The following is a 14,245-nucleotide window of genomic DNA, read 5'->3' on the forward strand; positions in this document are numbered from 1 at the left end:
GGCAGGGCGCGCCCTTCGGCCTGCCGTCACACGAATTCCCTGCGCGAAAACCTGCCAGTTGCTTTTTGTTGCCGGATATCCGTGCCCAGTGCTGCTGACATGGCAGCCGCCAGTTTACCCATCAATTTGGCCTGCGCGGCCCATCCGGCAGAAAATCGATTGCCTCGACCTCTGACAATGCGGCAAACAGGAGCGAGCAAATCGGGCGAGCTCTTGCGCCGGACCTGCTCCTGGGGAGTGTAGATGACCATCGTCACGAATGCCGCCGCACCGCCGCTTGCCATGGCCCCGCCACAGGCCGGCGCCGTGCACGCCTGGCCGGCCGATGACGGGCAGAGCGGAACCGGCGGCGATCCGCACATCCTCCATGTGATCCGCCTGGCCGCTTCGGTCTTCGGCGTGCGCAGCGTGGCGATCGGCTGCCTGCGATCGCGCCGCGCCGTGGCCTGGACGGGATTCGATGACGAGGTTGCCGATCTCATGGCCCTGGCGGGCGGCCGCCTGTCCACGGATCAGCGCACGCCACTGGTCATCGGCGACGCCGCCCATGATACTGAGCTCAACGCCCACCCGGCCGTTTCCGGCGCGCCGGGCCTGCGCTTTGTCTGCGCGATTCCGGCCGAGGTGGATGGCGCCCTTGTCGGCTTTCTGGCGCTGGCCGATCCGGCCCCGCGCACCGGCCTGACCGCGGAAGAGGTGGTGCGGCTCGAAGACCTCGCCGCGATCGTCGGCTCGATGATTTCGCTGAAGGAGGATGCCAACCAGCGCGCGCTCAACGAAGCCGTTCTGTCGCGCGACGAGCGGCGTCATGCCATGGCGCTGGAAGCCGCCAATGTCGGCAGCTGGCTCTGGGACGTGCGCACCGGCGCGATCTCCTGCAATGCGGCGATGGTGCGCATGTTCGGCATGGCGCCGGCCGCGGCCTATCATGCGCGCGACTTTTTCACCGCCATCCATCGTGACGACCGAGGCCGCATGCTGGACAATCTGCGCCATGCCATGGCGGGAGAGGCCGATTACGACAGCACCATCCGCGTCGCCGCCACCGGTCGCTGGCTGCTCGGCCGGGGCAGGGTGCATGAGCGCGATGCGCAGGGAAACCCGACCGTCTTCCTCGGCGTCAACATCGACGTGACGAGCGAGCAGACATCGAGCCAGCGCACGCGGCTCCTGCTGCGCGAGCTCAACCACCGCGTCAAGAACACGCTGGCCATGCTGCAATCGCTGGCGCGCCAGACCCTGCGCCAGACGAGCGATCCCCAGGCCTTCATGACCGCCTTTGCCGGCCGGCTGCAGGCGATCTCGGAGGCGCATGGCCTCCTGTCGGATCACGAATGGGGCGCCATTCGCCTCTCGGCCTTGTTGCAGAAGCAACTGGCCCCCCATGTCCGCGATTATGAAGCCCAGGTGGAAATCCACAAGGACGAGATTCTTCTCGGGCCCGACCAGGCCGTCGGCCTCGGCCTGGTGCTTCACGAACTGGCAACCAATGCTGCCAAATATGGCGCGCTCTCCGTGCCGGACGGGCGGATCGTCTTCACCGCGCGCGGCGTGGAGGAGGAGAGCGGCCGGGTGCTGCATCTCACCTGGACCGAGGTGGGCGGGCCGCCGGTCACCGAGCCGCAACGGCGCGGCTTCGGCTCCATCCTGATCGAGCGCAGTCTCGACAAGGTGATGGGCAGCGCGGTGAAGGTGGAATATCTGCCCGATGGCGTCACGGCGATCATCCGCCTGCCGCTGTAAGGACGGGAGGCTTGGCGCGGCTCGTAAGTCGCGTGATCGGCAGGCGGCAAGACGCTCTACTCTCTTGGACAACCAGTCTTGCAAAAAAGGCGCCTTGGATAGGGGCGCCTTGCATTGTTTCAAGCTGTGCTTTCCCAGGCTCGTGAGGGGCCTGATGCGCCCTGCGGCATGTCACCCGGAAGCGATCACCGGGGTTGCGCTCACCAGGGGCGATCTATCAAGAGCTGATACGGAATCCGGTTGACCGCATCACCATGTCTGGAACTCCTTGGCAAACGCGCGACGTCGTCGTTCCGTCATGCTCGGGCTTGTCCCGAGCATCTGCAAGCGCCTGATCTCTTTGCAAATAATGGACCTTGGCAGATCCTCGGGACAAGCCCGAGGATGACGTCACGCGATTTCGATCCTGATGCGCTCAGGCCTCGTCGTCGCTTTTGCCAAAGCCCAGGCGGGTGAAGCCGAGGAGCCCGCCGACCAAAACGGCAATCCCCGCCGCCATCAGCGGCTTGCGGCGAAACAGCGTCATCGTGGTCGCCATCACCAGATTGGTCTGCATCTGCGTCTTGCGCTTGCGCTCCGCAGCGATCTGCCGGTCGCGCGCTTCCATGATCGACATGGTGATCAGCACGATGATGCCGATGACGAGGAAAACGCCGCCGAGAATCAGCATGGCGGTGATCGCGCCCCAATGTTCTGCCATCTTGATGGACAGGGCGATCATGCCGAAGATGAAGGCCAGGATGAAAGCGAAGCCGGCAATGCCACGCAGAATGGCGTTGCGCTTGATGCGAGCAAGGGTGAGGCTCATATCGGTTGCGGCCATGCTGGAAAGAAAAGCCACGATCGGGCCCATGAGCGTCTCCAAATAAACACGCGGCCAGAAGCTGGCCGCAGGACAAGGCGGGACCTGCGCGAGCACAAAGGTCGCTGCACGACATCCTCCGCCGGCATGCTAGGCGCGACAATAAGGGGCGCAACCGCCCTGACGCCAGTGGTCTTGTTTTGACATTCGCTCCCGACAGCAACGCTCTTGAGGATCAAATGTCTGGATAAGACCACAAGGTCTCGACAGGACGTGCCGCCTGCAGGAATCATGACTGCCGTCAGGCCACAGGCAAAGACGACCGCCCCGACAACCACGCTTTGAACAGGCGCCTTTCGACGCATGCCAAAGCACGTAGCCAGCACGCTGTTCGGCACGACGACCGGCTTTGGCCTGGATCAACCGTCCGTAAAGCCCGGCGTTCCCGGGGTGAAGAAAGAAAATCTGCCGGTGCCGGGATTCATGTGCGAATCCGGCGGCCGGCAGGGAGGAAGGCTTATTTGCGCAGCAGGGAGGCTGCAAGCAGGCCGGCCGCGGCAAGAATGCCGATCGTGGCAAGCGGATGTTCCCGCACGGTGTGGCGCACCTGGCGCTCGGTCGAGGCATAGCGGCGGCGCAGGTCGGAGAGCATCTCTTCCGCGCCCTCCATCAGATCGCCAAGGCCGGCTTCGGCGCTCGAACGCGCATCATGGGCGCGGTCGCGCACCAGATGCGAAGCCTTGTCGCCGCGCTTGGCGAGCAGCTTGGTCAGCGCGGCAATATCGTCGCGGATGTCGCTGAGCTGATCGTCCAGGGGCTGGTTGAACAGACCGGAGCCGGTGCGATAAGACGATTTGCCGGAAAAAAGACCTGACATTGAAAAACTCCTTCGTGCCGCGGGTTCGGCGTAAGACGGGTGCGGCCTGCTTGATCCGGGGCTTGGACCGGGCAGGCGTCACGTGGCTGACAAACGTCCGAAGGCCGGTTTTGTTCCTCAGGATCTGCTTGAGAACGCCAGCCCAGCGGCCTTAGGAAAGGGTTGCCGTCTGCGGCAGGACAAAGGGCATGCCGGCCGGGGGCACGGTTCCGACCTTGAGCGCGCAGCCGAACAGCCGGCCGAGCAGCCCATCCTGCATCACCGCTTCCGGTGTCCCCTCGGCCTCCACCCGTCCGGCCCGCATCATGACGACGGAATCGGCAAACATCGCCGTCAGGTTCAGGTCATGCATCACCGCGACCACGCCGCCACCCTGCCGCGCATGGTCGCGGGCAAGCTGCATGATGGCCAGCTGGTGGCGGATGTCGAGGTTCGAGACCGGTTCGTCGAGGAAGAGGAAGGGCACGAACGCCGTCGCCCCCGCTGTCTTCCCGTCTCGCTCTTGCATCGGGTTCGCGCGCGCACCGGCACCCGGCTTTGCAGCCGAAGCCTTGATCTGGCACAGCGCCCGCGCCAGCTGGACGCGCTGCTGCTCGCCGCCGGAAAGCTCGCCATAGAAGCGGCCGGCAAAGCCGCCAAGGTCGACATCCTCGAGCGCCGAGGCGATCCGTCGCCCGTCCGCCGGTGCCCCGACGCCGGCCACCTGCAGGCCCATGGCGACGACCTCGCGCACGGTGAAGGGAAAGGCCAGCGCGGTTGCCTGCGGCAGCACGGCGCGCCGGCGCGCCAGCGCCATCGGAGACAGGCGCGAGACCTCGTCGCCCTGCAGCGTCACGGAGCCGCGATAGGCGATCTCGCCCGAAAGCGCCTTCAGCGTCGTCGTCTTGCCGCAGCCGCTCGGACCGATGATCGCGGTCAGCGCGCCGGCGCGGGCGGTGAAGCCCGCTTTGTCGAGGATTCTGTTGCCGCCGATCATGACCTCAAGGTCGCGCACCACGAGATCTTTGGGATGCTGGCTCATAATCCCAGACGCCCCCGGCCGCGCATGAGGATGGCAAGGAAGACCGGGGCGCCGGCGAGCGCCGTGATGATGCCGATCGGCAGTTCAGCCGGTGCGACGACGAGGCGCGAGAGCATGTCGGCCATCAGCAGCAGCGACGCGCCGAGCAGGGCGGCCGCCGGCAGCAGGAAGCGGTTGTCCGGCCCGATCACCAGCCGCAGGAGATGCGGCACGACGATGCCGACGAAACCGATGGCGCCGCTGGTGGCGACCGCAGCGCCCGTGGCCGCCGCCACGCAGAGGATCGCGCCGTTCTTCAGCCGCTGGACGGAAAAGCCCATGTGGAAAGCGGCGGCTTCTCCTAATGTCAGCGCGTTCAGTCCGCGCGCGAGAAAGCCGCTCGCCCCGAGCGCGACGAGGATCACGGGTGCGGAGATGGCGAGCTTCTGCCAGCTGGCGCCGGCGAGCGAGCCGAGCGTCCAGAAGGTGATGTCGCGCAATTGCCGGTCATCGGCGATGAACACGAGTAGGCCCGTGGCGGCGCTGCTCAGCGCGCCGAGCGCGATGCCGGCGAGCAGCATGGTGGCGACGGATGTCACCTGGCCCGTCGTCGCGATGCGGTAGAGCAAAAGCGTCGAGGCGAGGCCGCCCAGAAAGGCGGCGAGCGGCAGGGCGGTCAGCGACAGGCTGGCCGGCAGCCAGGGCATCAGCGCGCCGCCCAGAACGATCATCGACACCGCGCCCAGAGCGGCGCCGGAGGAGACCCCGACCAGAGCCGGATCGGCCAGCGGATTGCGGAACAGGCCCTGCATCAGCGCGCCCGAAACCGCCAGCGCCGCCCCGACCAGAAGGCCCGTCAGCGCCCGCGGGAGGCGGATGTCGAGAATGATGATCCGGTCGCGCAGCAGTGCCGCATCCTGATCCAGGCCGAGAAGAAGCCGCACCACGCCGGCCACCGAGGCATTGGCGACCCCCAGCATGATCGAGGCGAGGAACGCGCCGCCCATCAGCAGCGTGAGGAGAAGCAGCACCCGGCGCGCCCGCGCGGAGCGATCGCCCGCCTGCCCGTCATCGGCCCGCCCGTCATCCGCCTGCGAGCCGCCCGCCTGCCGGTTTGCCTGCCAGGCGGCAGTCCCGCCGCTGCCAAGGCCCTTCGCGCTTGCCATGAAACTGTCCTTCCCGTGAGCGCCATCCGGTCCCTTTCCGTCCTCTTTGGAGCGGGCAGGATGACAGGGCGCCATGCATGCACTATCTTGACTGCCATAGTCATCTTTATCTATGGACGCAAGCCGACACGGTCGGGGTGGCAAGGCGGAGAGAGCGACATGGCGGGAAAGAACATGGGTCTGGGCATTGGGTTGGGCAGGGCGGTGATCCTTGCTGCAGGTGTGACCGCCTGGGTGGCTTCTGCCGGCGCCGGGCTGGCGCAGGAGGCCGGCAACAGCCCTGCCGTCAAGGGCCTGACGGTCGAGCTCAATGGACTGAACCCGTCCGACAAGGGCTGCAAGCTGACCTTCACCGCCGAAAGCAGCCTGAAGCAGGATATCGACAAGCTGTCCTTCGAGTTCGTGCTGTTCAACGGGCAGGGGCTGGTCGAGCGGATGGCGGTTCTCGATTTCCGCGATCTTCCGGCCGGCAAGACCAAAGTGCGCCAGTTCGATCTGGCCGGCACGCGCTGCGAGGCGCTGGGCAGCCTGCTGATCAATGACGCGCCCGTCTGCCAGGGCGCGGATCTTGCCCGCGAGGCCTGCATGGGCGGGCTGCGCACCGGCTCCAAGGCCCCGATCGCGCTCAAGGGCTGATCGCCCGGCGCGGCGCATCGCACCGAAAAGTGACTTCCGGTTTTTGGAAGGATCCGATGCGCAAACAAAGCTTTGGCGCATCGGAGCGAAAAGCCGGCGCCGGCATGACACAAGGACAGGAGAGCATGAGCAAGACCTTGCGCTGGACAGTGGGCATCGGCCTTTCGATCGGCCTGCATGCCGTGGCGGGCGCCGTCATGCTGCTGCCCAGGCCCGAAGTGCCGGACATGGCGGAAGGCGGGCCGGCCGTCGAGGTGGCGACATTGGGCAACGCCTTTGCCGATACGCTGCAGGCCGGCACCCCCAGCGAGGTGCTGAGCCCGAGCGAGACGCCGACGGAGACGGCGGCGATCGATCCTGTCACGCCAACCGAGCCCCTGCAGGAGGCCGTGCCGCCCGAAACGGTGGAGAGCGAGAGCCCGCCCGAGGTCACGCCCGATCCTGCCGCTCAGGCTGAAGCAGCAGTGTCGCCGGACGCGCCTGTGCCGAGCGCCAATGCCGACGTGATTCTGCCGCAGGAAAGCCTGCCGCCTCCCGCGCAGACGCCGCCCGAGGTGGTGGCCGCGCTGCCGCCGGTGGAACATGTCGTACCTCTCGAAAAGCCTGATCCGCCCAAGCTCGCGCCGGCCAAGCCCGCTGTTGCGAAGAAAGCCGAGCCAAAGCCGGAAAAGCCGCCGGAGAAGCCGCGTCGGGTCCGTCCCGCCGCCGGCGAGGGCGGCAAGGCGGCCGCGTCCGCCCGTAAGGGCGCTGCCGATGGCGAGGAGACCGCCTCAGCCGCTGCCACCAGCGCCGGCGGCGCGGGGCAGTCGAGCGCCGCCGGACAGGCGGCCGCCTCGCGTTACAAATCCATCGTCCAGATGCGCTTGCAGCGGGTGACCCGTTATCCAAGTGAAGCGCAGCGCGCGCGGCTTAAGGGTACGGCCTTGGTGTCTTTCGTTGTTGGTCGGGATGGATCGGTCTTACGTCTGTCGATCAAAAGCAGCTCAGGCGCGCCCGTGCTCGACCAGGCCGCGCTGGACGCCGTGCGGCGTGTGAAACTCCCGGCTTTGCCGGAGGCGCTTGGTCAGTCCTTTACGATCACCGCTCCGATGGACTTTACCCGCTAAGGCCCACCAGCCGGAATAGTGCTGGCGTATCAGCCGTGAATTTAAATATGATAAAAAAACTCATGTTATATTGCCCAGACGTTCGCGCTGGGTTAGCTTGCGGCCAGTTCAGGCGTGACGCCTGATGATTGAACCCGCGGAGACCGACGAGATGAGCGACAAGCGCGCCGGCAAGAAGATGAAGCGCAAGGAGACGGCCCGCCCGGCCGAAACGGCACAGGAGAGCGCCCAGACCGCGCACGGGTTGGAGGGGCGCAGCTTTCTCTATGTCGGCGGACGGGATTGCCAGGTGGCGCATCTGCGCGAGATTGCCGCGCAGTTCGGCGCCGAGCTGTTGCATCATGATGGCGGGTTGCGCGAGGCGGTCTCGCGCATCGACCGCGTCCTGCCTTCGGTCGATTGCGTCTTCTGCCCCATCGACTGCATCAGCCATGATGCGTGTCTCAGGGTGAAGACCGGCTGCAAGAAGTTCGGTACGGCCTTCGTACCGCTGCGCAATGGCAGCAAGTCCAGCCTGCAGCGCGCCCTGGAAGACCTGAAGACCAGCCCGCCCGCGCGCGACGCCTGAGGCGCTTTCCCGCCTCACGTCGGCCGGAGCAATGCCATCGGCGGACGCGCGCGCCTCGCCTCAGCCCTTCCGTGGCAGCAGAGCACCCACGGACACCGCCAGCCAGCCGGCCATGATGGCAAAGCCCCCGGTGGGGGCGGCCATGGGAAACAGGCCGTGGCCAGCGACATGGCGCATGGTCATGTCGCCTGCAAACAGCGCCGTGCCGGCAGCCATCAGCAGGGAGGCAATGGCCGCCATGCGCAGCCGGTCCCAGAGGGCGGCAAGCGCGATCAGCGCCGGCGCATGGGCCAGGCAAAGCGCCGAGGCCGCCTGCAGCAGATGCGCATCCTGCCCGCCGCCATGGGCCGCGGCGGCGGCGCTCGCCACACCGGCAAGCCCCATCAGCCCGGCCAGGAAAACTGCGGTCCGGCGGCTGTCGAAATCCGTGATCGCCATCGCGCTCTACTCCGTGTTCTGCATGTGGTGGGCGAGCCGCGTGACCGGCTCCAGGATCACGGCGCGCAATTGCGGATGCGCCACCGTTTCCTCCAGCGCCCGATGGAAGCAGAGCAGCCATTCGTCGCGCGCCTGCGCATCGATCGCCGCGCCGAAATGGCGCCGGCGCAGCATGGGATGGCCATATTTCTCGACATAGACGGGCGGGCCGCCGAGCCAGCCGAGCAGATAATCGGTCAGCTTGTCGCGGCCGGCGGTGAGATCGCGAGGGTGCAGCGCCCGGCAGCGCGCTGCCTCAGGCAGCGTGTCCATCAGGTCGTAGAACCGCGCGGTCAGCGCCTTGACCGTCTCCTCGCCGCCAATAGCGTCATAGAGGGTGGTATCCGTGGAAGTCATGGTCACGCCTTTCGCCGCTCCTGCTCTATGAGATGTCGCGCCGAAGCCCGAGAGAGCAGCTCCGATTTGCCATAAAGCGGGAGAGGCAGGAAGGCACATATCGCCGCAGGTGGCGTCACATGCAGCGATGATCGGTTTTCTCTGAATGAGGCGCTGGAGCCGAAGGTCGAGGTCAGACCGTGTAGCTCAAGGCGCGGTAGAAGGACTTGCCGTATCTGGCAACCTTTTGCGCGCTCTCCGATCCGTTGATGATCGCGCGTGCGCGCAGCCAGTTGGCGACGTTGCCGTGGAAGAAGTCAGCCAGCTTCGGTCCACTGAACCAACCGCCGATCATGCCTTCGACGATGATCCTGATCGCGTTGTCGTCGTCGAGCGCAGCGGAAGGGTCGGTCGTCAAGTCGATGCCGAGATTATGGCCGACTCGGTCATAGTTGTCGCGACGGGTCAGTTGCACGAGACCGCGCCCGAACCAGGATTTGCCCTCGCTATCCTTGTTCCAGTAGGGTTTGCGGACCCAGGTTAATTGGCCGTTGTCAAAGGCCCGCTGCAGTCGCTCGATCGCTTGATCATCGGAAGTCGCATGCGTCTCCCGCACGGGCTGCATGGCCGCGCCGGTTTCATGATAGGCGGTGGCGAGAATATAGGCGAGGAAGCGGTCATCCAGCGCTGGGTGGCGTTGAGCCCAATAGTCGAGAATCCGCGCGGTCCCCTGATATTGCGACTCGTGCAACCCGTTGGGGAAAAGGGTTTCGTGGAGTTCTTCGAAAAAGAATGTGCGATTTATGGTCATGCCGGTCTCCATCATGGGCGAAACAGACGTCAGCCTCGGTCGGAGCGACTAATCCATCAGACTTTACGAATTAAAGTTAAGATTGCAAAATTAAAATTTGCATCCGACGCCTCAAGCGGGAAACCGGTCCCGATGGTCGCTTCGATGCTCTCGGCCTTTAGAAGGACACAGGATGTCGCCGCTCACCCTCTATTCCATCCTCGTCATCGCCATCGTCTTCGAGGTGCTCGGCACCTCGGCGCTGCAGGCCGCGCAGCATTTCAGCCGGCTCTGGCCGACGGTCATGGTGGTGGTCTGCTATGGCATCGCCTTCTTCTGCCTGTCCTACACACTGCGCGCCATTCCGGTCGGCATCGCCTATGCGATCTGGAGCGGGCTCGGCATCGTGCTGGTCTCTCTGGTCGGCTTCGTCGTCTTCCGCCAGACGCTGGACCTGCCCGCGATCCTCGGCCTCGGCCTGATCATCGCGGGCGTTCTCGTGCTCAACCTGTTTTCGAAGTCGACGTTTCATTGAGGGACGTGTCTGCGCCCGGTGACGGCAGGGCGTCGGCTCACTGCAATGTCGCGGCACCCACCGTATTGCTCAGCGACTGGTTGAGCCGCTGCAATTGCTCGCCGTAATTGTCGCGCGTGCGCGGGTCGAAGATCAGGATGGGCGTGGAGACGGCCACGCTTGCCGCGCTGCCCACCGTCTGGGCCGTGCCGAGCGCGACGGCGCCGACGCGCTCGCCGATGCCGACTTCCGAATCGGTGATGGTCTGGCCGGCGATCAGGCGGTTGCCGAGCAGCTTCACCACATCGGGGCTCTCGGCGAACTTGCCGTGGTTCAGCCGGTCGCCGCCTTTGAGCGCGGTGAGATCCAGCACGGTGATGCCTGCCTTTTCCAGGCCGCTGCGATAGGGCTCCTGCAGCGGATCGATCTGGCCGAGACGCTCGACATTGCCGGCGATGCGGCGCGAGAGCTGCAGCGCGCGGTCGTCCTGCGAGACGAACAGCGTGAATTTCGGCTTCTTCGGACCCAGCGCCTCCCATTGCTTCTGGAAGACATCGACATCGATATCGGGCGAGGCAAGGATGACATTGGTGATCTTGGGCGCCACGCGGCCATTGCGGATCGCCATCTGCCGCAGCGATTCGGTTACGAGCCAGGAGCCCATGGAGTGCGCCATGATGGTGATGTCGGCCACGGCCGGATCCTTGGCGGCCGTGGTCAGCAGTTCCTCCAGCGCATCGCGCGAATAGTTGGTGCTGTCCTTGTCGTAATTATAGTCGAAGATGCTCCCGCGCGATGGCCAGGTGAAGATCACGGGCGCAACCTGAGCCCCGGAATCATGAACGATCTGGGCGAAGCGATAGACCGCATCCTCATAGCGGTTGTTGAAGCCATGCACGAAGACCAGCATGCGCCGCCCCGCCGGCATGGAGCGCTTGATCCAGCCCTGCACCTTGGCCTTGTCGTTCATGGGCGCAACGGAGACGGTGGCGAATTCGCGGGCCGGATTGGCCGGCAGCTTGCGCGGCCATTGCACCTGGCCGATCTGCCGGTTCTTGTCGGGCGGGATGGAGACGACGATTTCGGCTGCGCGCACCTCGTTGCCGCGCTCGCCCCCGAAGAGTACGCCCGGTTTCTCTGAAGGCGCCCGCGTGGTCGCCACCAGCATGTCCACTGTGGAGGCGCCGAGCGCATGCACCGTGGCCGCGCTGGCCTCGGGAATCAGCACGCCTTCCGGCCGGCCGGCGCAGCCGGAGGTGATGGCGAGCGACAGCGCCAGGACAAGGGCGCAGGCGCGCGCCACGATTGCCTGCACACCGGGCAGGCCACCACAGGATCCGTGACCAGAGCGCAGGCCACCATAGGGCAAGTGAATCATGTCGCGCCTCGCTTCCGCCATCTCCAGCACCGTCTCATGGCATATTTCCCCTGTCAGGGACACCCGCCCCGTGAGACCCCTTTGACGGTGTCGGGGCCGCGCCGCCACTTGGGGCAGGGTGCGGCCTCCTGCCCTCGGCGGCCCTGCTTTTCAGCGAAACCGGTTTCGCCACCCTGGCCGATGTTCTAGGCTCGCCTCGGAAGCGCGTCGGCCCGGTGCGTCGCGCCGGATGATGGATGGCAGAGGATTTTCATGCAGGCGGTTTTTGACGGGCACAACGACGTGCTCTTGCGGCTCTGGGCTTCGGCGCGCAAGGGTGAGGATCCGCTGGCGGAATTTCGCGATGGCACGACCCGTGGCCATATCGACGCGCCCCGCGCCAGGGCCGGCGGTCTGGCTGGCGGTCTCTGCGCGATCTACATTCCCTCCGGCGACCTGATCCTGCGCCAGCCGGACGAGAAGGGCCATTATCAGACGCCGCTTGCCGCGCCGCTGGAGCGTCTTCCTTCGCTCGACATCGCGCTTGATTTCGCCGCCATCGCGCTGAGGCTGCACCGCGCCGGCATCTGGCGGCTGTGCACCAGCACGGCCGAGATCCGCGCGGCGATCGCCGATGGCGTCTTTGCCGCCGTTCTGCATATGGAAGGCTGCGAGCCGATCGACGAGGATCTCTCCGCGCTCGAAACCTTCTATGCCGCCGGCCTGCGTAGCCTTGGCCCCGTCTGGAGCCGGCACAATGCCTTTGCCCATGGCGTGCCCTTCGCCTATCCGATGAACCCGGACACCGGCCCGGGCCTGACGGAATCAGGCATCCGCCTGGTCAAGGCTTGCAACCGGCTGGGCATTCTCATCGATACCGCGCACATGACCGAGCAGGGCTTCTGGGATGTGGAGAAGGTGAGCGACCAGCCGCTGATCGCCAGCCATTCCAACGTGCATGCGCTGACGCCTGTGGCCCGCAACCTGACCGACCGCCAGCTCGACGCCATCCGCGCCGGCAAGGGGCTGGTCGGCCTCAACTATGCGACCACGATGCTGCGCGCCGACGGGCAGGAGAATGCCGATACGCCGCTTTCCGACATGATTCGTCATATCGATTATCTGGTGGAGCGCATGGGCATCGACTGCGTGGCGCTCGGCTCCGATTTCGACGGTGCGACCATTCCCGGCAGCATCCGCGATGCCGCGGGCAACCAGGCGCTGGTCGCCGCGCTTGCCGATGCCGGCTACGGCCAGAGCGAACTCGACAAGATCTGCCGGGAGAACTGGCTGCGCGTGCTCGGCCAGGCCTGGCACGAGGGCTGAGCCTTGCTTTGCAATCCCGTGAGCGCCAACGACGGCCGGGGGCCTTCGGGCACTGGGGGCACGGGCGGCCTGCCGCGTCGTCAGCCTTCCTTGCGCCCCTCTCAGCTCAGATCATGCAGATCCTTGCCGAGCGGTGGCGTCAGGGTGAAGTCTGAAAAGCGCACGATCAGCCCCGCGCGCTCCGGCGTGCAGCACATCGGACCGACGTGATAGGTCTCGGCCTGTGGAAAGGGGCAGAGGCGCACGAGCGGCCAGTGCCGTCCATCGGCGGAGGCCTGCAGCCTGAGCACGCCCTTGTCCACCGTCACCCGCAGCCGGATATCGCGCGCATCGCCGGCATAGGGTCCGGTCGCCCAGTCGGATTGTCCATTGGTCAGAACGCTGCCAAGGCAGGCAATGCCGTCCGACAGCTCGATGCCGGCCTTGATCCAGTGCCGCTCGTCCACCCGCACCATGATGCCAGCCTGATCATAGAGCGCCGAATAATCCGCCTGCACGCGCAAGGAGGCGGTGAAGCCGCCCCGATGCGCGGCCATGAACGCATGGCCGCTGTCGCGGGTAAAGCCGTAATGGGTCTCCCGCCAGAAATCCGTGCCCGCATCCGTGGTCACGCACAGCGTCTCCTCCTCGATCCGCCAGTCTTTCGGCTCGTTGAGCCAGCGTCCCGTCTCGAACATGGTTTCCTCCTTTGGAGCATCGGCCCGAAAAGCGGGAGCCGGTTTTCGGAAAAATCCGATGCAAAAACAAAATTCTAGAGCATCAGACTGCGCAAGATTGTCAGTCCGATGGTCCAGGCGCGCGCTCCCCGCGAAGCTTGGCAGAACGTGCCGCGCGGGGAAGGGGCAATCAAGCCGCGCGCAACGGCATCCCCGTCTTTCGCCGCCTTATCCTCTTCTGGACCCCCGGATTTGCAGTGGCAGATATGGTGCAATCTGCTATGCCGGGTTGCGGTGATGGGTACAGCAGTCCTGGCTCCCCGATCGCTCCAGGAGCAGCAAAAGAGGTCGATGCGCTTGTTGAAAAAGCTTCTTGTGGTCTGCGGCCTTCTTCTTGTTCTCGGCCTCGGCGCCGCCTGGGCCATGAGCCGCAGCCTGCCGGACCTGCCGCCGCTGAAGGATGGCGACCTGATCTTCCAGACCTCGACCAGCAACCAGTCTCTGGCCATTCTCGCCGCCACGGCCAGCGCCTATTCCCATATGGGCATCGTCCGGCTGACGGAATCGGGCCCTGTCGTCATCGAAGCGGCCGGCCGCGTGCGCGAAACGCCGCTTGCCGCCTGGATCGCGCGCGGCGTGCTGCGCCGCGTGGCGGTCTATCGCGACCCCGCTCTCACCCCTGAAGATGCCGAAAGGGTGCTGGCGCGCGCCCGGACGCTCTATGGCCGGCCCTATGACATCTTCTTTTCCTTCGACAATGACGCGATCTATTGCAGCGAATTGCCTTATCTCGCCTTCCAGGCTGTCGGACTGAGCCTAGGCTCAGGACTCATAAATCACAACCAAAAGATAACGGTTGCAGCGATGCATATGCTTGAGAAGAAGGTATGC

The 14,245-nt window shown here is 65.6% G+C and carries 17 protein-coding genes; 7 read left to right on the forward strand and 10 right to left on the reverse strand.

The genetic code is table 11. The features are described from left to right. Positions 1-26 precede the first annotated feature (26 nt). A complete protein-coding gene (locus BJF92_RS25430; RefSeq protein WP_143524193.1) occupies positions 27-257 on the reverse strand; it encodes a hypothetical protein in 231 nt (76 codons plus the stop codon). Between BJF92_RS25430 and BJF92_RS24520 the strand changes: the two genes are divergently transcribed. Continuing rightward, positions 244-1,743, forward strand: a complete 1,500-nt coding sequence (locus BJF92_RS24520; protein WP_198931588.1) for a sensor histidine kinase — start codon at positions 244-246, stop codon at positions 1,741-1,743. The two genes, BJF92_RS25430 and BJF92_RS24520, sit on opposite strands and share 14 nt — an antisense overlap. 415 nt (positions 1,744-2,158) lie before the next feature. Here BJF92_RS24520 and BJF92_RS24525 read toward each other — a convergent pair whose 3' ends face one another. The 4 genes from BJF92_RS24525 to BJF92_RS24540 form a co-directional block, all read right to left on the reverse strand. After that, positions 2,159-2,596, reverse strand: coding sequence for a hypothetical protein (locus BJF92_RS24525; RefSeq protein ID WP_075637403.1), 438 nt, complete (start codon positions 2,594-2,596; stop codon positions 2,159-2,161). A gap of 466 nt (positions 2,597-3,062) precedes the next feature. Then, positions 3,063-3,422 (reverse strand): ElaB/YgaM/YqjD family protein, encoded by a 360-nt coding sequence (locus BJF92_RS24530; protein ID WP_075637385.1) that lies wholly within the window; start codon positions 3,420-3,422, stop codon positions 3,063-3,065. 151 nt (positions 3,423-3,573) lie between these two features. After that, a complete protein-coding gene (locus BJF92_RS24535) occupies positions 3,574-4,443 on the reverse strand; it encodes a heme ABC transporter ATP-binding protein (protein ID WP_425356489.1) in 870 nt (289 codons plus the stop codon). Then, positions 4,440-5,588: a FecCD family ABC transporter permease gene (locus BJF92_RS24540; RefSeq protein ID WP_078058373.1), complete on the reverse strand. Its 1,149-nt coding sequence runs from the start codon at positions 5,586-5,588 to the stop codon at positions 4,440-4,442. The genes BJF92_RS24535 and BJF92_RS24540 overlap by 4 nt, the downstream gene beginning before the upstream one ends. A 174-nt stretch (positions 5,589-5,762) precedes the next feature. On the opposite strand from BJF92_RS24540, the gene BJF92_RS24545 reads away from it, so the two are divergent. The 3 genes from BJF92_RS24545 to BJF92_RS24555 all read left to right on the forward strand — a co-directional run bounded on the left by BJF92_RS24545 (position 5,763) and on the right by BJF92_RS24555 (position 7,898). Continuing rightward, positions 5,763-6,224: a hypothetical protein gene (locus BJF92_RS24545; protein WP_078058374.1), complete on the forward strand. Its 462-nt coding sequence runs from the start codon at positions 5,763-5,765 to the stop codon at positions 6,222-6,224. Positions 6,225-6,349: 125 nt separating this feature from the next. After that, complete coding sequence (locus BJF92_RS24550) at positions 6,350-7,330, forward strand: energy transducer TonB family protein (protein ID WP_075637406.1); 981 nt, start codon at positions 6,350-6,352, stop codon at positions 7,328-7,330. A gap of 124 nt (positions 7,331-7,454) precedes the next feature. Continuing rightward, positions 7,455-7,898: a DUF2325 domain-containing protein gene (locus tag BJF92_RS24555; RefSeq protein ID WP_245294891.1), complete on the forward strand. Its 444-nt coding sequence runs from the start codon at positions 7,455-7,457 to the stop codon at positions 7,896-7,898. Between the two features lie 60 nt (positions 7,899-7,958). On the opposite strand, the gene BJF92_RS24560 is transcribed toward BJF92_RS24555, so the two are convergent. The 3 genes from BJF92_RS24560 to BJF92_RS24570 form a co-directional block, all read right to left on the reverse strand. After that, a complete protein-coding gene (locus BJF92_RS24560; RefSeq protein ID WP_075637387.1) occupies positions 7,959-8,336 on the reverse strand; it encodes a DUF423 domain-containing protein in 378 nt (125 codons plus the stop codon). Positions 8,337-8,342: 6 nt separating this feature from the next. Continuing rightward, positions 8,343-8,732, reverse strand: coding sequence for a group II truncated hemoglobin (locus BJF92_RS24565; RefSeq protein ID WP_075637388.1), 390 nt, complete (start codon positions 8,730-8,732; stop codon positions 8,343-8,345). 172 nt (positions 8,733-8,904) lie between these two features. Further along, the gene (locus tag BJF92_RS24570) at positions 8,905-9,522 is read right to left on the reverse strand and encodes a glycoside hydrolase family 19 protein (protein ID WP_075637408.1); all 618 of its coding nucleotides are present in this window, start codon (positions 9,520-9,522) and stop codon (positions 8,905-8,907) included. Between the two features lie 172 nt (positions 9,523-9,694). On the opposite strand from BJF92_RS24570, the gene BJF92_RS24575 reads away from it, so the two are divergent. Beyond that, positions 9,695-10,036, forward strand: a complete 342-nt coding sequence (locus BJF92_RS24575; RefSeq protein ID WP_075637389.1) for a DMT family transporter — start codon at positions 9,695-9,697, stop codon at positions 10,034-10,036. 37 nt (positions 10,037-10,073) lie between these two features. Here BJF92_RS24575 and BJF92_RS24580 read toward each other — a convergent pair whose 3' ends face one another. Further along, entirely contained in the window at positions 10,074-11,393 is a 1,320-nt protein-coding gene (locus BJF92_RS24580) for an alpha/beta hydrolase (RefSeq protein ID WP_078058381.1), read from the reverse strand. Between the two features lie 252 nt (positions 11,394-11,645). Between BJF92_RS24580 and BJF92_RS24585 the strand changes: the two genes are divergently transcribed. Further along, entirely contained in the window at positions 11,646-12,698 is a 1,053-nt protein-coding gene (locus BJF92_RS24585) for a dipeptidase (RefSeq protein ID WP_075637390.1), read from the forward strand. Positions 12,699-12,799: 101 nt separating this feature from the next. Here BJF92_RS24585 and BJF92_RS24590 read toward each other — a convergent pair whose 3' ends face one another. Next, positions 12,800-13,375, reverse strand: coding sequence for a DUF1349 domain-containing protein (locus BJF92_RS24590; protein WP_075637391.1), 576 nt, complete (start codon positions 13,373-13,375; stop codon positions 12,800-12,802). A gap of 108 nt (positions 13,376-13,483) precedes the next feature. On the opposite strand from BJF92_RS24590, the gene BJF92_RS24595 reads away from it, so the two are divergent. Then, the coding region (locus tag BJF92_RS24595) for a YiiX/YebB-like N1pC/P60 family cysteine hydrolase (protein ID WP_198931589.1) at positions 13,484-14,245 on the forward strand (762 nt) is incomplete at its 3' end.

The organism is Xaviernesmea rhizosphaerae, from assembly GCF_001938945.1.
Classification (GTDB): Bacteria; Pseudomonadota; Alphaproteobacteria; order Rhizobiales; family Rhizobiaceae; genus Xaviernesmea; species Xaviernesmea rhizosphaerae.